Origin of the sequence: Halorubrum ruber (assembly GCF_018228765.1) — an archaeon.
GTDB lineage: Archaea > Halobacteriota > Halobacteria > Halobacteriales > Haloferacaceae > Halorubrum > Halorubrum ruber.
In genome coordinates this window covers 1,139,304-1,158,627 of record NZ_CP073695.1, presented here as the reverse complement: position 1 = coordinate 1,158,627, position 19,324 = coordinate 1,139,304, and the positions used below count along the sequence as shown (strand labels likewise).

Here is a 19,324-nt window from a genome sequence, read left to right as displayed (position 1 = left end):
GCTCGCGTGTCCGTCCCGTGGTCGGTCCCTAACGGAACGGCACATCATCGACCCCACAGAGGCTGTGCCCCGTCGTAGTCCGGACATCCATAAAAGCGCTTTCAATGACCCGCGCGTGTGCGAGCGGGGATCACGGGCCGACGACCGAGGGACCGCAGCGGCAGACCGACTCCGCGCTTTTTAAGCCCGGCTCGCCCTTCCATTCGGCCAACGAATGGTCCGCCTCGTTCACTACTCCGACATCGAGAACGTCTTCGACGCCCCGGAGCGGGCGGCCCGCCTCGCCGGTCGGGTGCGGGCGCTCTCGGGCCCCGACGCCGCGGTCGTCGGCACCGGCGACACGACCGCGCCGGGCGTCCTCTCGCTGGTCGCGACCGGGAGGCAGGTCCTCGACTTCTACGAGGCGACTGACACCGTCTTCGACACGTTCGGCAACCACGAGTTCGACTACGGTCCCGACGCGCTCCGCGGCCTCGTCGCCGACTCGCCCGCGACGTTCGTCTCCGCGAACGTCCGCGACGAGGACGGCGAGCCGTTCGGCCGCGACGAAGGCGTCGTCCCGTGGGCGACCCGCGAGGTCGACGGGGAGACGGTCGGGTTCGTCGGCGTCACCGACCCCGCGACGGACTCGCTGAACCCGATGGCCGCGGAGCTCTCCTTCGACGACCCGGTCGCCGCGGCGCGCGACGCGCTCGCGGAGATGCGCACGGCGGTCGCCGAGCGCGGGGAGGAGGGGGACGCGGATACAGATCCGCTCGATCACGTCGTCGTCCTCTCGCACCTCGGCGCGGGCGACGACGACCTCGCGCGCGAGCTCGACGTCGACGCGATCCTCGGCGGCCACGTCCACAGCCGCCGGAACGAGGTCGTCGCGGACACGCTGCTCGTCCGACCCGGGGTCAACGGGGAGACGGTGGCCGAGATCGATCTCGACGCCGACCCGCCGATCGCGACGCTTCACGAGCCCGACGGGGCCGACCCCGCGCCCGACCTCGCGGACGCGCTGGCGGAGCGGATGGCCGCGGCCGACCTCGACGAGACCGTCGACGTCGTCGACGAGCCGATCGAGCGGTCGGGCGACGTGGTCCACGGCGGGGAGTGCCGCGTCGGCAACTTCGTCGCGGACGCGTTCCGGTGGGTCCACGACGCCGACGTAGGGCTGTCGAACGCCGGCGGGCTCCGACAGGGCGACCCGTGGGCGGGCGACGTGACGAAGGCCGACCTAATCTCCCTGATCCCGTTCGAGGAGCCCGTCGCGCTCGCCTCGGTCACCGGCGCGGAACTCCACGACGTGTTCCGCGAGATGGCCGCCCCCGACGTGGACTTCGGCGAGGAGGACTGGTGGCACGGCCACGTCTCGAACGCCCGGGTCGTCTGGGACGACGACGCCGAACTCATCCTGGAGGCCACCGTCGGCGGCGAGCCCATCGACCCCGACGCGCGCTACACCGTCGCCGTCTCGGAGTATCTGCTCCACTCCGAACACGAGTACCCGACGCTCGCCCAACGCCACCGGATCGACGAGGCCGACATCCAGTACGAGGTGCTGGCGGCGTACGCCCGCGAACACGGCATCAACCCAGAAATCGAAGACCGGATCGAGATCCGGAACCACGCCGCCGCGGCCGACGACGACTGAACGGGAGTCGCGGCAACGAGCGATTGTTTATAAACAGACGCGGTGGCGCGTGCCTTCGAGCGCCCCTCGGGCGCGAGAAGCACGCGCGAGGGAGTCGGTCGCCGGAGCGAAGCGGAGGCGACCGACGAGGCTGGGGAGGCGTGAGGCGCGGTTGCTGTGCTGGGCGGGGCGGGATACAAAGGGGCAGCCGCGAGGGCGAAGCACGGCGCCGCAAGCACCGCAGCGAGTGAGCGAAGCGAACGAGCGAGGAGCGTGGTTCGAAACGGCGAAGCCGTTTCGTCATCACGAGACGCCGGCGGCGTCTCGAACGACAGCAAGCCGCGCGAGTCCTCGCGGCTGGGGCTTTGGAGGCGGTCTCCGCTTGTCGAGAGCCAGTCACGTATCGCCGAGCGGCTGGGACTTTGGAGGTATTCGCCGCCGCTCCGCTATCAGCTATTTATAAACGCCTGTTCAACTATTTATAAACGACCGCGAGCGAACCGGCCGAATCCGCTGCCTCGCAGTCTCAGTCCAAGTTCACGTCGACGTCGCGCTGGAGCCCGGCCGCCTTCACCGTATTATAAAGGAGCATCGCGCGCGTCATCGGGCCGACCCCGCCGGGGACGGGCGTGATCGCCCCCGCCACTTCGCTCGCCGACTCGTACTCCACGTCGCCGACGAGCTCGTACCCCTTCTCCGTGTCCGCGTCCACCCGGTTGATCCCCACGTCGATCACGGTCGCGCCCGCCTTCAGCATCGAACCGTCGACGAACTCGGGGATGCCCGCGGCCGCGACGACGAGGTCCGCGCCGGCCAGCTTCCCCTCCAAGTCCTCCGTCCGCGAGTGACAGACGGTCGTGGTCGCGTTGCCGGTCGGCGCCTTCTGGATCAGGAGGTTCGCCATCGGCTTGCCGACGATGTCGGAACGGCCGACGACGACCGCGTCCGCGCCTTCGGTCTCCACGTCGTAGGCGTCGAGGAGCTTCTGGACGCCGTGCGGCGTACAGGGTTTAAATCGGGCGTCGCCCGCGACGAGGCGCCCCACGTTCTCCGGGTGGAAGCCGTCCACGTCCTTCTCCGGGTCGATCTGTCGGAGGACGGTCCGCTTGTCGACGTGGTCGGGGACCGGAAGCTGGACCAAGATCCCGTGGACATCGTCGCGATCGTTGAGGTCGTCGATCGTCTCGTACAGCTCCTCGGCCGGCGCGTCGGCGTCGATCTCGACGTGGACGCTCTCGATGCCGACCTCCTCGCAGTCGCGCTGTTTCATCGAGACGTACGTCTCGCTGGCCGGGTCGTCGCTCATCAGCACCGTGGCGAGCCCCGGCTCGACGCCCTCGCCGGACAGCCGCGCCACCTCGTCGGCGACCGCGTCGCGCACGTCCGCCGCGACCGCCTCCCCGTCGATGATCTCCGTCATGTGCGACCGTCGTCGCCCCCGCGATAAAAATGACGCGGGATCGTGGTCATCGAACTCGTCTCATCCCGGATTTGATCCACGTATGAGGATCGGTCACTCCGGGAACAGCTCCGCCTCGCGCTCCACGGCGTCGATCGCGGCGACCTCCGACTCGGTCAGTTCGAGGTTGGCCGCGGCGAGATTCGCGCGGAGGTGTGCCTCGGACGAGGCCTTCGGGATCGTCACCACCGGATCCTTCGCGGTCGCCCACGCGATCGCGACCGCCTCGGGCGTCGTCCCGTGCGCGTCCGCGACCTCGACGACGGCGTCGACCTCGCGAACTCGCCCACCGGCGAGCGGCGAGTACGCGACCACCGGATAGCCGTGTTCGCGGGCGTGATCGAGCAGCTTCGGTTTATAAAAGAGCGGATGAAGTTCGGTCTGATGGGCCGCGAGCGGCGCGTCGAGGACGTCGACCGCGCGGTCGAGGTCCGGGAGCTCGAAGTTCGAGGCGCCAACGTTCCGCACGAGCCCCTCGTCGACCAACCGGTCGAGCGCGGGCAGCGTCGCCTCCGGGTCGTAGTCGCCGCGCGGCCGGTGGACGTACAGCAGGTCGATCGCGTCGACGCCTAGGCGGTCCGCGCTCTCGCGGGCGGCGGGCGCGACCGCGTCGGCCGCGAGGTCGTCGATCCACAGCTTCGTCGCGACGGTCACGTCCTCGCGGTCGAACTCCCCGCCGGCCAGCCCCGCTGCGAGCCCCTCGCCGACGACCGTCTCGTTCTCGTAGATCCGGGCGGTGTCGAGGTGGCGGTAGCCGAGCGAGAGCGCGGTCGCGACCGCGTCCGGGTCGTCGATCCCCATCGTTCCGAGGCCGACGGGCGGGAGGTTCATACGAACGAATCGCGTGGGGCGGTCAAAAAGCGGTTCGGACCAGGCGCCGCCGACGGCCACCGTCGCCGCGGCGGCGGGCGCCCTCAGGCCGAGTCGTCCGCCTCGGGGGCCCGCCCGCAGATGCTCACGAGGTCGTGGAGGTCGCCGATCTCGTAGGTCGGATGACAGGAGAGCTCCGTCGACCGCCGGTGGGGACGGCGGATGAACGCCGAGTCGATGCCGGCGTTGTCGGCCGCGCGAACGTCGGACTCGTTGTCGCCGACGAACAGCGCCGTCTCGGCGCCGAGGTCCTCGAGGGCGCGCTCGATGTAATAGGGCGAGGGCTTCTTCCGCGAGAGGCTGGCCACCGAGGGCTCGCGGCCGTACGCGACCTCGAAGCGGCCCGCCAGCCCGAAGTGGTCGAGGAGCGCGTCGACGGTCGCCTGCTGGTTCGAGGAGACGACGCCGAGCGAGGCGTCCAGCGCGCGGAGCGCGTCGACGTCGTCGTACGGCGTCTTCTGCCCCCTCCGCGCGGCGTCGATCTGCGCCGCGGCCGCCGTCTCGTCTCTGACACGCCAAAACTCCGCCGGGTCGACCCCGTAGCGCTCGCAGATGTCGGTCAGCGTCGCGGGGTCGACGCCGACGGCGACGTCGTCGACGTGCGCGAGGTCCGGATCCTCGACGCCGAGGCTCACGAACGCGTCCCACGCGGCCTCGCGGAGCGTGTCGAACGGCGTCCGCCCGACCAACACCCCGTCGTTGTCGAGGACGACGGCGTCGTACACGCCTCTCTCTGTGACGGTAACGGGCAAAAAGGTTTCACACGCCGGGAGCGCGGCGCTTCACACGCCGAACAGCCGGAGAACGAGCCCGGCCAGCAGCGCGAGGGTGCCGACGATCACGCCGACGAAGGGGATCGGAACGGGGAGCGGAATCACGATCAGCGCGACGCCGACGGCGATCAGCGCGGTCGAGAGCTTCACGTCCCGACTTCGTCGGCGACGCCCAAATACCTTCAGGCGAATTTCGACCGTCAGACGACGGTCGCCGCCGCGCGCGACGACTCCCGCACTTTCAATACCCGGCCCGTCGAATCCTCAGAACGGACTATGAACATCTCTGATATCGCAGTGCCGGAATACGTCGAGGTCGACGTCGACGAGCGGCTCGCCAAGGTCCGTTCTATCTTCGAGCGAGAGAACCCCAAGGGGATCGTCGTCGTCGAGGACGGCGAGTACGCCGGCGTCGTCGGCGAGAAGCAGCTCATGCGCTCGCGCATGGAGGACGACACGAAGGTGTCGGCGGTGATGAAGCCGGCGCCCTCGGTCGACCGCCACGAGGACGTCCGCGAGACCGCCCGGCTCCTCGTCGAGGGCGACGTGAAGATCGCGCCGGTCTACGAGGGCGAGAAGCTCTTCGGGATCGTCACGGTCGACCAGATCCTCGAGGCCGTCCTCGACAGCCTCGACGCGATCACCGTGGGCCAGATCGCCACCGAGGACGTGATCGGCATCGGCGAGACGGAGAGCGTCGGCCGCGCGATCAACCGCCTCCGCGAGAACGGCGTCTCCCGGCTCCCCGTCCTCGACGACGACGGCGACCTCGTCGGCGTCGTTACCACCAACGACATCGTGGAGTTCGTCGTCCGCGACCAGGAGCGCCAGGGCAGCGGCGATCGCGCGGGCGACATCGACCGCATGCTCGACATCCCCGTCTACGACATCATGTCGAGCCCGGTCGTCACGGCGGCGCACGACGAGACGGCCCAGACCGTCGTCCAGCGCATGTTCGACAACGACGTCTCCGGGTTAGTCGTCACGCCCGAGGGCGCCGACACCGTCGCCGGGATGGTGACGAAGACCGACGTGCTGCGCGCGCTCACGTTCACCGAGCAGGACTCGATGGACGTCCAGATCACCAACGTCGACCTGCTGGAGGGAACCACCCGCGAACACATCGTCGAGTCCATCGAGCAGGTCGCGGACAAGTACGCGGACATGCACGTCATCCACGCGCACGTCCGGCTCCACGCGCACAAGGAGAAGCTCCGCGGCACGCCCCTGATCCAGTGTCAGATCCGCCTCCGCACCAACGAGGGCCAGGTCGGCGGCTCCGGCGAGGGGTACGGCGCCGAACACGCCTTCCACGTCGCGCTCGACAAGTTAGAGCGGAACGTCCTCGAGATCAAGGGCGTCAACGCCGACGAGGAGTACCGCGGCCAGCTCCTCCGCAAGCTCGGCGAGCTGTGAGCCGATAGGCGCCCGAATCGGCGGGCGCAGTCGTCACGCCGTCGACCTGCTCACCGACACCGCCGACCTGCTCGCCGACCCCGTCGACGGATCTCGACGCTGTCAACGGACCTCGATCGGTCGCTACGAGCGTTCGGTCCCCCGTCTTTGCCTCCGCCGCTGTCCGCTTCGGTTCGTCCCTCGTGACGCTCAGGTGTCGGTCCCCTCAGCGAGCCCGTCGCCCACGATCCGAAACGTCGCGGTGTCTCCGGCGGGCTTCGAGCGGTGTTTTTCCAGAGTTGCCCGACGGTTCCCGCCGCGGAACCGGTCGACCCGAACGATCGCGCCAGTCCAGTGGTTCAGCGTGTTGCCCCCGAGCGCGCGGTCGCGGTCGCCCTCCGGGTCCGTGAACACCTGGTTCGTGATCACGACGGCGATGTCGTGACGCCGGGCGAGCGAGAGGAGGTGCGTCACCTGTTTGGCGACCTTGCGGAGCGACTCGCCGCCCTCGGTGTCGCCGGCGCGCTCAAGGCGGTAGAAGCCGGTCGCGGAGTCCAACACGATCAGCTCGACCTCCTCGGCGAGCTCCTCGGCGTCGCGGACCGCCTCGCGCTGGTCGTGGAAGTCGTACGCCTCCGAGATGACGAGCCGCGAGGCGAGCTCCTCGAGGGAGTCGTCGCCGTCGCCCCGGTCGAGCCGCCCCTCAGCCATCTGCTCGAAGCGGTCGATCGAGAGCCCCTCTGTGTCGATGTAGAGGGCGCGGTCGCCGCCGCCCGCGACCTCGACCGCGGCGGCGAGCGCGAGGTTCGTCTTCCCCGCCGCCGGCGGCCCGTACACCTGCGTGACGACGCCGCGCTCGAAGCCGCCGCCCAACAGCTCGTCGACCGGGCGACAGCCGGTCGGGATCGGATCGCTCACTACCGAGCGATTCGCTCGCGCTCGTATTTAAACGGTCGATCGCGGCACCCGTCCGGGCGAGCGCCGTCGCTCGTCGAGGTGTAATAAGTGTGAAAGAAACGGAGATAGGCGTCGATCGCGTCGAGCGACAGCCGAAATCCGGTAGTGCGTGCGGACGCGCCGTCCGCTACGTGGGGGTTAGTTGCGGACGAGGTTCGTCGCGCGGGGTCCCTTGGGGGACGATTCGATGTCGAATTCCACTTCCTGACCCTCCTCGAGGTCCGGGCCGCCGACGTCTTCCATGTGGAAGAACACGTCTTCGTCGTCGTCGAGGTCGCCGTCGTCAGTCGAGATGAAACCGTAGCCGCCAGTGTCGTTGAAGAAATCAACCTTACCGTTTGCCATTGCGAATAAACGTACAGCCCGTTCGGGGATAACCCTTGCGAGGGGCACGGTACCACGGGGGTTCCGGACGTTCGTCTATCCGAGAAACGCCGAATACCGCCTCGTCTCTGGCCGCTACGGTCGATGTTCCAACTCTCTCGGTCGTGTTCACCGCGCGCAACCAGCCGCGGGGTTCATTTACGAGCGACCACGTAGGTCGGACAACGACATGGACCGCCGCCACTTCCTCCGCTCGCTCGCCGCCACCGGCGCCGCCGCCGGCGCGACAGCCACCGCCGGCTGCGCCGGCGTCCTCGGCGAGTCCGGTCCCGAGGGAACGATCCTCGGCCCGCCGGAGATCGACCTGAGTGAGGCGTCTCACCCGAGCTATGGGGAGGAAATGCCCGACTTCACCGTCCCGGATCCGATCGCGGGCGAGGAGATCACTGTCTCGGAGTTCGAGGGTGAGCGCGCGGTGTTGTGGACCTCGTTTTACACCCACTGCCCGGACGGAGTGTGCCCGGCGCTCATCCTCCGGCTGCGCCGCGCGCAGGAGGTCGCCGCCGAGGAGGGGTTCGGCGACGAGGCCGCGTTTCTCCCGATCACGTTCGACCCCGAGCGCGACACCGAGGAAGTCCTGCGCGAGTACGCCGACCAGCAGGGCGTCGACCTCGACGCGGGCAACTGGCACTTCCTCCGCCCGGAGACCTACGAGCGGGCCCAGGAGATACACGACGAGAAGTTCGGGCTCGTGATCGAGAAGCAGCCGGCCGACGACATCGAGAACCTGGAGTACCGGTTCCCGCACTACGGGCTCATCATCCTCGCGAACAAGCAGGGGATCGTCGAGCGCGCGTACCCGAGGGGCCCGCAGACCGACATCGAACGGCTGGTGGACGACTTCCGACGGGTGGTTACGGCGTGAGGCGCCGACACCTGCTGGCCGGGCTCGCGAGCGTCGGCGTCCTCGGTGGGGCGGGCGCCGTCGCGACTGGCGGGATCCCCGACGCGGTCGGCGGCGGCGACGCGCCCGAACCGGTCGAGCCGGTGACGCTCGACACGGTCGACGCTCCGGGAAGCCGCGACGGCGAGGTGACACTCCCCGCGCCCGACCGGCCGACGTTCGTCGACTTCTTCGCCACCTGGTGTAGCCCCTGCGTCGAGCAGATGCCGGACCTCGCCGAGGCGCACGACCGGCTCGGCGACGAGGTGCTGTTCGTCTCGGTGACGCCCGAGGACGTCGGCGGCTCGGTGAGCGAGGAGACGGTGGTCGACTGGTGGCGCGAGAACGACGGCGACTGGCTCGTTGCGGCTGACGTGACCACCGCACTCGCCGCGCGGCTCAACGTGGGCGGCTACCCGAGCGCCCGTGCCATCGACGCCTCCGGACGCGTCCGGTGGGCCACCTCCGGGACCCACAGCACGGAGGAGTTAGTCGAGGGAATCGAACGAGCGCTCGACCGATGACGGGGCGAGCCGGTCGATGAACGGACGGAACCGCCGATGACCGACATCTCGCTCGCGACCAACGTCCCCTTCGCCGTGACCGCGGGCGTGGCGACGTTCTTCTCGCCGTGCGCGTACCCGCTCCTCCCGGGGTACGTCGGCTTCTATGTGAACTCCGTCGAGGCCGACTCCGCATCGGTCCTCGGGGCCGGAGCCCGCGGCGTCGCGGCCGCAGTCGGCGTGTTAGCGACGTTCGCGCTGCTCGCGGGCGCCACCGTCCGGGTCGGCTACTCGACGCTGTCGAACATCACCGTCTTCGAGACGCTCGTCGGCGGGCTGTTAATCGTCTTCGGGCTGCTCGTAGTCTCGGGCCGGATGCCGTCGATATCGGTTCCCCTTCCCGAGCGGCGGTCGAGCGTCCTCGGCTTCGGGGTCTTCGGCGCGGGGTACGCGCTGGCCGGAGCGGGCTGCGTCGCGCCGGTGTTCCTCGGCGTCGTCGCCCGCGCGATCGCGCTCCCGTCCGAGGCGGCGCTCCTCGTCGTCGCCGTCTACGCCGGCACCGTCGCGGTCCTGATGGCTGCGACCACCGTCGCGACCGGAGTCGGCCTCGTCAGCAACGCGAACCGGGTGATGGCTCACGCCGGGCTGCTGAAGCGGATCGCGGGCGTCGTGATGGTCGTCGCGGGGATCGGCCAGCTGTACCTCTCGCTGGTCGTGTACTGACCGACGGCGACGCGGCCGATCGGTGTCGGACGTTCCCGAGTCTCCCGTAGGTTCTTAAGTGATACCGCGGAATCTCCGTACAGCCGAACCGAACGGTTCGGTCCCCGTACCATGAACCTAGACGAGTTCACCGCCGAGAACGCACCGACCGACAGCGCGGAACCGTTCCAGCGCGAGAACAGCTACACCCTCGACGTCGACGTCGACGGCACCGTCATGGCGAAGGCCGGCTCAATGGTGGCGTTCACCGGCGACGTGTCGTTCACCGGGAAGGCCTCCGCGGAGGGCGGCATCACCGGGTTCCTCAAGGAGGCCGCCACCGGCGAGGGGACGCCGATCATGGCCGTCGAGGGACAGGGCCACGTCTACTTCGCCGACGACGGGAAGAAGGTTCAGGTCGTCGAGCTCGACGCCGGCGAGTCGATCACGGTCAACGGCGAGGACGTGCTCGCGTTCGAGGAGTCGCTCTCCTACGAGATCAGCGCCATCGACAGCCTCGCCGGCGCGCTCGCTGGGGGCTTCAGCAACGTCTACCTCGAAGGACCGGGGTACGTCGCGCTCACCACCCACGGCGACCCGATCGTCTTAGAACCGCCCGTGGCGACCGACCCGAGCGCGACCGTCGCGTGGAGCGGTACCTCGCCGGACGTGGAAGTCAACCGGAGCCTCTCGGACATGATCGGTCAGGAGTCCGGCGAGCGCTACCAGATGCGCTTCGACGGCGATGGCGGCTTCGTCGTGGTCCAGCCGCGAGAGGAACACGTCTGAGGCGGGGCGAGAGGTCGACCCCGCGACCGCGGCCACCGCGCCGTCGGCTTACCGCGCTGCCAGATTACCGCGCCGCCAGCCAGTCTGCGAAGCCGCCGGTGAGGAAGTCGACGTAGTCGGTGACGCCGAGGATCAGCGAGACGAGGATGACGATAGCGACCGGGAGCCGAACGACCCAGATCCACGCGACGTCGAGGCCGCCGACGTCCGCGATCCCCTTCCGAAGCTCTTCGCGGCCCAGATCCGGAACGACCCAGCCGACGAACAGCACGAGCAGCAGCGAGCCGAGGACGAGCAGAATGCCGTACGCGAGCCCGTCGTACAGACCGAGGAAGATCGTGTCGACCGCGACGGGCACGCCGAGCAGGAACACCGCCGCGCCCACCGCAGCCGCGGCCGGCACGCGAGCGACGCCGACCTCGTCGATCAGGTAGGAGACGAGCACTTCGAGGATGCTGATCGCGGAGGAGAGCGCCGCGATCCCGACCATGCCGAAGAAGACGATTCCGAGGACTCGACCGCCGGGGATCCCCGCGAACGCGGCGGTGAGGCTCACGAAGATCGCGCCGGGACCGCCCGTCCCCGGCTCGATACCGACCGAGAAGAGGACGGGGAAGACGACGAAGCCGACGAGGACTGCGACGAGCGTGTCGATCGTCGCGATGGCCCCGGCGTCGGCCGCGAGATTCCGGTCCTCGCCGAGATAGGAGGCGTACGTGATCATCACGCCCATTCCGAGCGAGAGGGTGAAGAACGCCTGTCCGGCGGCGGCGGGGAGGATCTCCGTCCAGTTAGCGGCGATCGTGCCGAAGTCGGGCGAGAGGTAGTAGGCGTACGCCGCGCTCGCGCCATCGAGGGTCGATCCGTACGCGGCGAGGCCGACGAGCAACACCAGAATGGCGGGCACCATTACCTTCACGCTGAGTTCGATCCCGCGCCTGACGCCGGCAGCGATGATGCCGACGACGAGCAGCATGAACAAGGCGTGGAAGACGACCGCGTCGAGACCGGCCGAGACCGACTGGTAGAGCGCGTTCGCCTCCGACGGATCGGTCAGCGTGTATCCCTCCGTGATCCCAATGAGCGTGTACCGGAGGAACCAGCCCGCGACGACGCTGTAGTACGAGAGGATGACGAAGCCGGTGACGACGAACAGCCACCCGGCGTACGACCAGACGCCGCTCCCCAGTTCCCGCAGCGCGCCGACGGGGTTCCTCTCGGTCCGCCGCCCGATGACGAACTCCACGAGGATCGCCGGGAACCCGATCAGCGCGACGAACGCTAAGTAGGTGATCAGAAACGACGATCCGCCGTACTGGCCGGTGATGAAGGGGAACCGCCAGACGTTCCCCAGCCCGACCGCGCTACCCACCGCGGCGAGGATGAACCCCATCCGCGTTGCCCACGTCTCGCGTGCCATTGATATCTGAGAGAGATCCCCAACCGTGTAAAAACGTGTCTCTCTGCCGCTCTTACCGTTAATCATCGAACGTGATCAATCGGGCACCGGCGTGACGAGGACGGACTGGCGCCGAGGGACCCTCAAAGTCGCCGAGAATCGCCCCGGAGCAACGGCCGAGACCGATCCGCATCGGGGACCGTGAATTTAATAGCCGGACAGAGACCTCACGGGGTATGGAACGCGTAGACGTCGCGATCGTGGGCGGCGGGCCGGCCGGGTCGTCCGCGGCGCACGCGGCGGCGACCGGCGGAGCGGACGCGCTGGTCATCGAGAAGGGGGTCCCCGGGCCGACCGCGACCGCCTCGGTCCCGACTCAACCGACGCGGCCGGAATCCTGGACTACTGGGTGGACATCATGGGGATCCACCCCGACGAGTTCGACGACGGGGTCGTCCAGCGCGAGCTGAACCGCGCGGAGTTCCGCGGCCCGGACGAGTCGGCGACGCTCACCGCCACCGGCATCGACTCCTCGTACGACAAGTTCGGGTACACCTTCCAGCGTGCGCGCTTCGACGACTGGCTCCGCGACCGCGCGGAGGACGCGGGCGCCGAGTACCGCGTCGGCACCTCCGTCCGCGGCGTCGACACCGATCTCTCGGTGACCCCGGACGACAACGACCCGCGACACACGCTCGAACTCGCCGACGGGGGGACCGTCGGCGCCGACTTCGTCGTCCTCGCCGACGGCCCGCAGCGGACCGTGACGAACCGCGTCCTAGACGAGTACCTCCCCGCGGACGCGCAGGCCTCGGAACGGTTAGCCTCCCGGACCGCGAACCACATCGCCTATCAGGAGTACCGGCGCGTCCCCGAAGAGGTGTTCGAGGAAGTGAACGACGCCCTCGTCTTCTGGTGGGGCGTGATGCCCGGCGAGACCGCGTACCCGTGGATCTTCCCGAACGCGGACCGCGTCTGTCGGGTCGGGCTGACGATGCCGATCGGCCTCGACATCGACGAGGTCGACGCCTCGGAGTACGCGCTGCTCCACGAGGACGACGAGTCGATCCCGCAGGGCGGCGAGTACATCCGTCGCCTCTTAGAGTGGCAGTACGGCGACGAATACGACGTCGGAGAGGAGTTCCCGGTCGTCGAGGACGCCGGGAAGCGGAACGGGACGGAGACGTATCCGATCTCGTCGACCCGGCCGATCGACTCGCCCGTCGACGCCGGCATCGCGGTCGCGGGCGGCGCGATGGGGACGACCTCGGCGTTCCACGAGGGCGGCGACCACGTCGCCGTCCGCACCGGCGCGATCGCCGGGGAACTCGCCGCCGAGGGCGACCTGGCCGCCTACAACCGCCGCTGGAAGGAGGCGATCGGTGACGAGGTCGTCCGCAACGTGACGATGGCGGACATGGTCGCGGAGTACGAGCCGGACGACTGGAACCGGGTCATCGGCGCCGCGGACGCGATGCTCGCCGCCGAGGCGGGCGGCAGCCTGCTCTCGCAGCCGTACCGCTCCGGCTGGGAGTCGGCCAAGCTCCTGCTCGGCTACAAGTGGAACAAGCGCCGGGTGAAGAAGAACTACGTCGGCATCGACGAGAGCGAGTACGTCTACTGACGCCGCGTTCGCGCGGATGTCCGCGCGGTACCGGCGGTATCGCCCTCCTTACCGGATCACCGGCGCCGCTAACTCGACGGGTTCGGTATCGATCCCCGAGACATCGACCGGCTCGACCTCGTGAGTCGGCCAGCGGCCCGTCTTCGTGAGCCGCTCGGTCAGATCGGACGTGACGAGGTGCGTGTCCTCGCTTTTCGTCCCCTGAACCGTCGGATTCCACGCGTAGCCCATGGGGCGCCGGACCGGCTCGTCGCTCTCGGGGGTCGCGATCCACTCTCGGCCAGCGAACCCGGCCGCGCCGCCCTGGTGGTGTTGCTCCCACTCGTCCGCGAAGCCGACCTCGTCGTACGCCGCTCGGATGGCCTCGAAGACGTCGCCGGCGGTGTCGGGGGCGTCGGGGTCAGGTGCGTCGCTGTCGGCGCCCTCCCCGCCTCCGGAGAGCGCTCCGGCCGCGGCGGCCTCGGTGGCTCGGAGGGCGGTCGCCTCGACGCGCGCCGCGGCGCGGTGGCGCTCCTCGAACCAGTCGGGGGCGTCGAACGCGACGGTGCGCGTCATCGAGGCGTACAGCCCCGCGCGCTCGGCGGTGACGGAGACAAGCGCGTAGTCGCCGAGGGCGGCGTCGCTCGGCGTGTAGTGGCGGAACGCCTGCGCCCGCTCCGCGCCGCCGACGAGGACGACCGGCGTATCCACGTCGCGGGAGGCGAGCGAGATGTCGATGCCGGCCGCGACCTCGTACTCGGGGTCCTCCGGTTCGAGGTTCCGACAGACGGTCTCCACGGCGGCCGCGACCTCGCGGCCCAGCTCGCGGTAGCGCTCGACGTCGTCGTCGGTGAGCGGCTGCCTGAGTCGGCTCCCGTCGACGCCCTCGAAGCCGGGCACGTCGAAGTCGGCGGCCGCCGGCGCGGGCGAGCGCTCGGCGACGGCCTCGGCGAGCGAGCCGGCGTGCCACGGGACCGACTCGACCGCGAACGCGTCCGGGAGCTCCTCGTCGGCGAGCCGATCCGCCTCGATGTTGTCGGTGATCACGCGGAGCTCGCCGTCGTAGCCGGCGGCGGCGACGCCCGTTGGCGCGTCAGCGTCGACGACGTTGTCGCCGCCGGTGAGCCACGCGAACCCGTTCGGGCGGGCGAACCAGACCGCTTCGAGCCCGCGCTCGTCGAGGTACGCGTCGAGCCTCTCCGTGCGGGCGGCAAGGTCGACCATACGGACGGACTGTCGGCGAGCGGGTAAAAACAGTCGAAAGCCGTCGCGCCGTCGGCTCCGAGGGCCTGCCGTCTCCCGATCGGCGGGCGGTAACTCCCCCCGTCCGGATCCCCGAAACGAAAGGTTCAATTACGTCCCCCGGATACGACGAGACGCGTCAGTAAGCCCCTGCGGGTTGGTAGTCTAGTCCGGTTATGACACCTCCTTGACATGGAGGAGGCCGGCGGTTCAAATCCGCCCCAACCCACTTCCTTATACGCGAAAACAGTACGACGAGGACGTTACGTACCATAACGAACACGAGACCGGTACGGTTTCGCATATTAACCTATATACCGACAGTTGATAGTATTATCTCATGGAGGATCGGACTCGGAGAGAGGTTATCACGGTCGGGGCAACCGGACTGGTCACCGGCGTCGCGGGATGTAGCGGAGCGATTCCGGACGCCGTCGAGCGTCGAGCGCTCTCCGGGAACGTGGAGGACACGGAACCGCCCGAACTGGGCGGATTCACAGAGGAAGAGCTGGACCGCGCCGAGTCGCTGGGGGAGGACGTCCGCGAGGCGGTCGCGGTGATCAGGGGCGAGAACGGAGCGGGCGGCACCGCGTGGTTCCTCGACGACGGTCGGCTCCTCACGAACAGCCACGTCGTCGACGGCAACGAGCGCTTCGAGGCGTGGCCGATCGCCGGCGAAAAGTTCGAGCCCGACCTCGTGGGAGCGTCTGATTACTTGAACAGCCCGTACCACGACGTAGCCGTCCTCGAGACGGATTTCTCGCCAACTAACCGGCTCTCTCTCGGCGAGTCGGACTCGGTCGAGACGGGACAGCCGCTCATTCAGGTCGGCCACCCGTTCGGGATCGGCGACTGGGTCGTGTCGATCGGGCGGTACGTCGAGCGCGGGAACGGGGAGACGCTGCTTACCTCCGTCCCCTCGCTGAGCGGCAACAGCGGCGCGCCGCTCCTCACGCTCGATGGGGCGGTCGTCGGGATCACGACCGGCGGAGTACCCCGGGATCAGCTGAACTCCCCGCGGCCGGAGCCGGTCGACCTGAAAGTGTACGAGGAGTTCACCGACTACGAGTGGGCGACTCACGATGACACCTCGGTCCTCAACCGGTACGTCGAGGAGTTCTGAGTCCCAGCCGGAGCGAGCCCGGACCCCGGACCGTAGGGGGCGCTCAATGCGAAGTTTCTTTTACGCTAGCCCGGAGGGTACGGACAGATGAGTGACCGCGGTGGCCGAGCGTCGGACCGAACCGAATCCCCCGATTCAAGCGGTGAAACGGCGGATTCGTTCGATCCAACGCCGTCGACCTCGGTCGACGACGACGAGGGGTTGGCGGGGCGGTTGGTCGTCGTCTGCGGCCTGCCCGGCGTCGGCAAGACGACCGTCGCCGAGCGGGTCGCGGACCACGTCGACGGGCGGATCCGCCGGACCGACGTGATACGCAAGGAGCTGTTCGACGACCCCGAGTACACCGACGCGGAGACCGAGGCCGTCTACGCCGAACTCCTCGCACGCGCCCGCGACGACGTCGACGCCGGCGACGCCGTCGTCCTCGACGCGACGTTCGCGGACGCCCGGTTCCGCGCGGACGCCCGCGAGACGGCCGCCGCGGCCGCCGCCGAGTTCGACCTCGTCGAGGTCGCCTGCGACGAGGCCGTCGTCGAGCGCCGGATCGAGCGCCGCGACGGGATCAGCGACGCCGACTTCGAGATCCACCTCCACTTCAAGGAGCTGTTCGACGAGGTGGCGACCGACCACGTCGTCGTCGACAACTCCGGCACGGAGGCGGAGACGTTCGCGCAGATCGACGCCGCGTTCGGGGAGAACGAGGGCGGCGAAGACCAGCCCACCGACTGCGGCGACCGCTCGGCCCCGGTCACCGACGCGGAGTGAGCGTCGCCCTCCGCGGCACCGGTTTCGTGCGATCAGATCGCATGACGGGGGTACACACGCGTCTCCAATCACTTATACGGGCGAACGCACTACTGGTGGTATGAGCGAAGAATCCGGGCGGAAGAACCTCCGCATGCCCAACGACGACGAAGTGTTCGCCGTGGTGACCGAACACCTCGGCGGCAACCACGTTCAGCTGCGCTGCGCCGACGGCGAGGAGCGGCTCGGTCGGATCCCCGGCCGCATGAAGTACCGAACGTGGATCAGCGAGGGCGACGTGGTCCTCGCCGAACCGTGGGACTGGCAGGACGAGAAGGCGAACGTCGAGTGGCGGTACGAGGACGAGGACGCCGACCAGCTCCGCCGCGAAGGCCACATTCAGTAGTCGAACTACCCGCACCGCGTCGCTGTCGACCGACTTCTCGCGGTTTCTCTCCACTCCGATAGACTCCGGCCGGGCGGCCGCCCGCCCGACCGTACCGGTTTTCGAACGCCGATAGCGACTGCATCGGCCCGTATCGCGACGGAGCCGGACAGAAAACACACGTCTGTGCCATCGTAGTATTGTGGAAACCATCCAAAACCATTATTACCACGAAGCGCGTACGGCTTGGTATGAGTTCGACAGAAGCTGCACCCGGAGAGCCGATCCAGCTGACCGACGCCGACGCGTTCGACGAGCAAGTGGCCGACGGCGTCGTCCTCGTTGACTTCTACGCCGACTGGTGCGGCCCGTGTCAGATGATGGAGCCCGCCGTCGAGGCGGTCGCGGAAGACACCGACGCGACGGTGCTGAAGGTCGACGTCGACGTCCACCAGGCGTTAGCCGGCGAGTACGGCGTTCAGGGCATCCCGACGCTGCTCGTGTTCGCGGACGGCGAACTGGTCAATCAGATGGTCGGCGCGCAGACCGAGGAGGCGCTGGCGAACGCGGTCCGCCAGGCCGACGCCTGATCCGAGCGAGACCCGCCGCGGCGCCGCCGAAACCGACACCATGAGAACGATCCAACTCGACGACGACCGTATGACCCCCAGAGAGCTTCGCGCGGACGTCCCGGCGCTCGGCGACGCGGCGTACTTCAACTTCGGCGCGCACGGGCCGAGCCCCGAGTACGTCGTCGAGGCGGCCGGGTCCTTCATCGAGGAGCACGAGTACGGCTCCGCGACGACCGACCCGTACGAACACGCGTTCGAGACGTACGACCGGGTGCGCGAGCGGATCGCCGAGTTCGTCGGCGCCGACCCGGAGGAGATCGCGCTCACCGAGAGCACGACCGACGGGATCAACCGCGTCGCCGGCGCGATCGACTGGGAGCCGGGCGACGTCGTCGTCCGGACCGACCTCGAACACCCGGCCGGCGTCCTCCCGTGGCAGCGCCTCGAACGCGAGGGCGTCGAGGTGCGCGTGTTGGAGACCGAGGACGGCCGCGTCGACCGCGACGAGTACGCCGAGGCGGTCGCGGACGCCCGCCTCGTCTGCTTCAGCGCGATCACGTGGACCCACGGCACCCGCCTCCCGGTCGCCGACCTCGTCGAGGTCGCGAACGACGCGGGCGCGTTCACCCTCGTCGACGCGGTCCAGTCCCCCGGACAGGTCCCGATGGACGTCCACGAGTGGGGCGCCGACGCGGTCGCGGCCGCCGGCCACAAGTGGACGCTCGGTCCCTGGGGCGCCGGCTTCCTCTACGTCGACCGCGACACCGCGGCCGGCCTCGAACCGCACGCCGTCGGCTACCGGGGGGTCGAGGACCCGACCGGCGACGAGATCGAGTTCAAGCCCGCGGCGGGGCGCTTCGAGATCGGGACGACGACGGCCGCGGCCCACGTCGGCCTCGTCGAGGCGCTCGACGCGGTCGACGCCGTCGGTCTCGACGCGATCGAGTCGCGGATCGAGTCGCTGACCGACCGTCTCAAGGACGGCGTCCCGGAGGACCGACTGCGCAGCCCGCGAGAGTACGAGTCGGGGCTCGTCACGATCGACGTCGACGACCCGGAAGCGACCGTCGAGCGGCTCGGGGAACAGGACATCGTCGTGCGGTCGCTGCCGCATCCGAACGGGATCCGGGCGTCGGTCCACGCCGTCTCGACCGAGGCCGAGATCGACCGGCTCGTCGAGGCGCTGGAACCGGAGTGGTGAGGCGGAGCGGGGCGGGGCGAGACGCGGCGGCCCGGGGCAGCGCGACCGCCGTCGCGACGGACGCCCGTGCCGCGCGATCGGACGCGTTTTGTCACTCCGCGCGCAAGACCGGGCATGGGATTTCACACGTTCGACGCCGAGGGCGCTGACCGCTTGGAGCGACCGGCGGTGCGGTATCGCTGGGTGTCCGCCGAGGAGCTGATCGGTCCGTTCGCGGCGGACGCGTTCGGCGTCCTCGCGGACCTGGGAAGCGGCACCGGCTTCTACACCGACGACGTCGCCGAACACGCCGAGACCGTCTACGGCGTCGACGTTCAGTCCGAGATGCACGAGTACTACCGCGAGAAGGGCGTCCCCGACAACGTCGAACTCGTCGCGAGCGACGTGTCGGACCTCCCGTTTGCGGACGGCGAACTCGACGGCGCGTTCTCGACGATAACGTACCACGAGTTCGGCAGCCCGGAAGCGATCGACGAGGTCGCCCGCGTCCTCCGCCCGGACGGGCGGTTCGTCGTCTTCGACTGGTCGGCCGACGGCGACGGCGAGCACGGCCCGCCGGTCGACGAGCGCTTTTCGGTGAGCGACGCACGCGACGCGCTCGCCGAGGCCGGGTTCGACGTCGAGCGCGCCGAGACGCGGACCGAGACGTTCGCGCTCGTCGCGCGAGCGCCGTAGGCGACGGCCCGGGTATCGAGCGGTCCGAAGCGGCGCAAACCCGCCCC

20 protein-coding genes, 1 tRNA gene and 1 pseudogene are annotated in these 19,324 nt (G+C 69.2%); 14 read left to right on the top strand and 8 right to left on the bottom strand.

Translation table 11 applies throughout. The annotated features are described in order from the left end of the window. The first annotated feature begins 214 nt into the window (after positions 1-214). Positions 215-1,639 (top strand): bifunctional metallophosphatase/5'-nucleotidase, encoded by a 1,425-nt coding sequence (locus tag J7656_RS05705; protein WP_017344332.1) that lies wholly within the window; start codon positions 215-217, stop codon positions 1,637-1,639. Between the two features lie 505 nt (positions 1,640-2,144). Here the strand turns inward: J7656_RS05705 and J7656_RS05700 are convergent. The 4 genes from J7656_RS05700 to J7656_RS05685 form a co-directional block, all read right to left on the bottom strand. Beyond that, positions 2,145-3,038: a bifunctional methylenetetrahydrofolate dehydrogenase/methenyltetrahydrofolate cyclohydrolase gene (locus tag J7656_RS05700; protein ID WP_017344331.1), complete on the bottom strand. Its 894-nt coding sequence runs from the start codon at positions 3,036-3,038 to the stop codon at positions 2,145-2,147. Between the two features lie 93 nt (positions 3,039-3,131). Further along, a complete protein-coding gene (locus J7656_RS05695) occupies positions 3,132-3,908 on the bottom strand; it encodes an aldo/keto reductase (protein WP_017344330.1) in 777 nt (258 codons plus the stop codon). Positions 3,909-3,991: 83 nt separating this feature from the next. After that, positions 3,992-4,672 carry an HAD family hydrolase gene (locus J7656_RS05690; RefSeq protein WP_017344329.1) on the bottom strand — a complete coding sequence of 227 codons (681 nt, stop codon included), beginning with the start codon at positions 4,670-4,672 and terminating at the stop codon, positions 3,992-3,994. 57 nt (positions 4,673-4,729) lie between these two features. Next, the gene (locus tag J7656_RS05685; RefSeq protein ID WP_017344328.1) at positions 4,730-4,870 is read right to left on the bottom strand and encodes a hypothetical protein; all 141 of its coding nucleotides are present in this window, start codon (positions 4,868-4,870) and stop codon (positions 4,730-4,732) included. A 126-nt stretch (positions 4,871-4,996) separates the two neighbouring features. On the opposite strand from J7656_RS05685, the gene J7656_RS05680 reads away from it, so the two are divergent. Then, the gene (locus J7656_RS05680; RefSeq protein WP_017344327.1) at positions 4,997-6,136 is read left to right on the top strand and encodes a CBS domain-containing protein; all 1,140 of its coding nucleotides are present in this window, start codon (positions 4,997-4,999) and stop codon (positions 6,134-6,136) included. A 189-nt stretch (positions 6,137-6,325) separates the two neighbouring features. Here J7656_RS05680 and radB read toward each other — a convergent pair whose 3' ends face one another. Both radB and J7656_RS05670 read right to left on the bottom strand, forming a co-directional pair. Then, complete coding sequence (gene radB, locus J7656_RS05675) at positions 6,326-7,033, bottom strand: DNA repair and recombination protein RadB (protein WP_017344326.1); 708 nt, start codon at positions 7,031-7,033, stop codon at positions 6,326-6,328. A gap of 177 nt (positions 7,034-7,210) precedes the next feature. After that, entirely contained in the window at positions 7,211-7,417 is a 207-nt protein-coding gene (locus tag J7656_RS05670) for a cold-shock protein (protein ID WP_004595330.1), read from the bottom strand. Positions 7,418-7,625: 208 nt separating this feature from the next. Here J7656_RS05670 and J7656_RS05665 point away from each other — a divergent pair, with 208 nt between their 5' ends. The 4 genes from J7656_RS05665 (at position 7,626) to J7656_RS05650 (ending at position 10,333) form a co-directional block, all read left to right on the top strand. Then, positions 7,626-8,321, top strand: coding sequence for an SCO family protein (locus J7656_RS05665; protein ID WP_211554358.1), 696 nt, complete (start codon positions 7,626-7,628; stop codon positions 8,319-8,321). Beyond that, positions 8,318-8,863, top strand: coding sequence for a TlpA family protein disulfide reductase (locus tag J7656_RS05660; protein WP_211554357.1), 546 nt, complete (start codon positions 8,318-8,320; stop codon positions 8,861-8,863). Before J7656_RS05665 ends, J7656_RS05660 begins: the two co-directional genes overlap by 4 nt. A 36-nt stretch (positions 8,864-8,899) precedes the next feature. Then, on the top strand, positions 8,900-9,565 hold the full coding sequence (locus J7656_RS05655; RefSeq protein ID WP_211554355.1) for a cytochrome c biogenesis protein CcdA: 666 nt from the start codon (positions 8,900-8,902) through the stop codon (positions 9,563-9,565). Between the two features lie 111 nt (positions 9,566-9,676). Beyond that, positions 9,677-10,333 carry an AIM24 family protein gene (locus J7656_RS05650; RefSeq protein WP_017344322.1) on the top strand — a complete coding sequence of 219 codons (657 nt, stop codon included), beginning with the start codon at positions 9,677-9,679 and terminating at the stop codon, positions 10,331-10,333. Positions 10,334-10,397: 64 nt separating this feature from the next. Here the strand turns inward: J7656_RS05650 and J7656_RS05645 are convergent, their stop codons facing one another. Beyond that, positions 10,398-11,753, bottom strand: a complete 1,356-nt coding sequence (locus J7656_RS05645; protein WP_044965888.1) for a sodium-dependent transporter — start codon at positions 11,751-11,753, stop codon at positions 10,398-10,400. A 215-nt stretch (positions 11,754-11,968) separates the two neighbouring features. Here J7656_RS05645 and J7656_RS05640 point away from each other — a divergent pair. Then, a pseudogene (locus tag J7656_RS05640) lies at positions 11,969-13,356 on the top strand (NAD(P)/FAD-dependent oxidoreductase). A 48-nt stretch (positions 13,357-13,404) separates the two neighbouring features. Here the strand turns inward: J7656_RS05640 and J7656_RS05635 are convergent. After that, the gene (locus tag J7656_RS05635) at positions 13,405-14,559 is read right to left on the bottom strand and encodes a M24 family metallopeptidase (protein WP_017344319.1); all 1,155 of its coding nucleotides are present in this window, start codon (positions 14,557-14,559) and stop codon (positions 13,405-13,407) included. Between the two features lie 172 nt (positions 14,560-14,731). Between J7656_RS05635 and J7656_RS05630 the strand changes: the two genes are divergently transcribed. From J7656_RS05630 to J7656_RS05600, 7 genes are all read left to right on the top strand, one after another. Continuing rightward, a tRNA-Val gene (locus tag J7656_RS05630) sits at positions 14,732-14,806 on the top strand. Between the two features lie 111 nt (positions 14,807-14,917). Then, positions 14,918-15,700, top strand: coding sequence for a S1 family peptidase (locus J7656_RS05625; RefSeq protein WP_017344318.1), 783 nt, complete (start codon positions 14,918-14,920; stop codon positions 15,698-15,700). An 87-nt stretch (positions 15,701-15,787) separates the two neighbouring features. Further along, complete coding sequence (locus J7656_RS05620; protein WP_211554353.1) at positions 15,788-16,465, top strand: P-loop nucleotide/nucleoside kinase family protein; 678 nt, start codon at positions 15,788-15,790, stop codon at positions 16,463-16,465. 100 nt (positions 16,466-16,565) lie between these two features. Beyond that, positions 16,566-16,850, top strand: a complete 285-nt coding sequence (locus J7656_RS05615) for a translation initiation factor eIF-1A (RefSeq protein ID WP_004595341.1) — start codon at positions 16,566-16,568, stop codon at positions 16,848-16,850. Between the two features lie 230 nt (positions 16,851-17,080). Beyond that, complete coding sequence (gene trxA, locus J7656_RS05610) at positions 17,081-17,419, top strand: thioredoxin (RefSeq protein ID WP_211554351.1); 339 nt, start codon at positions 17,081-17,083, stop codon at positions 17,417-17,419. 40 nt (positions 17,420-17,459) lie between these two features. Next, on the top strand, positions 17,460-18,602 hold the full coding sequence (locus J7656_RS05605) for an aminotransferase class V-fold PLP-dependent enzyme (RefSeq protein ID WP_211554349.1): 1,143 nt from the start codon (positions 17,460-17,462) through the stop codon (positions 18,600-18,602). Between the two features lie 114 nt (positions 18,603-18,716). Continuing rightward, positions 18,717-19,277 (top strand): class I SAM-dependent methyltransferase, encoded by a 561-nt coding sequence (locus J7656_RS05600; RefSeq protein ID WP_211554347.1) that lies wholly within the window; start codon positions 18,717-18,719, stop codon positions 19,275-19,277. Positions 19,278-19,324 lie beyond the last annotated feature (47 nt).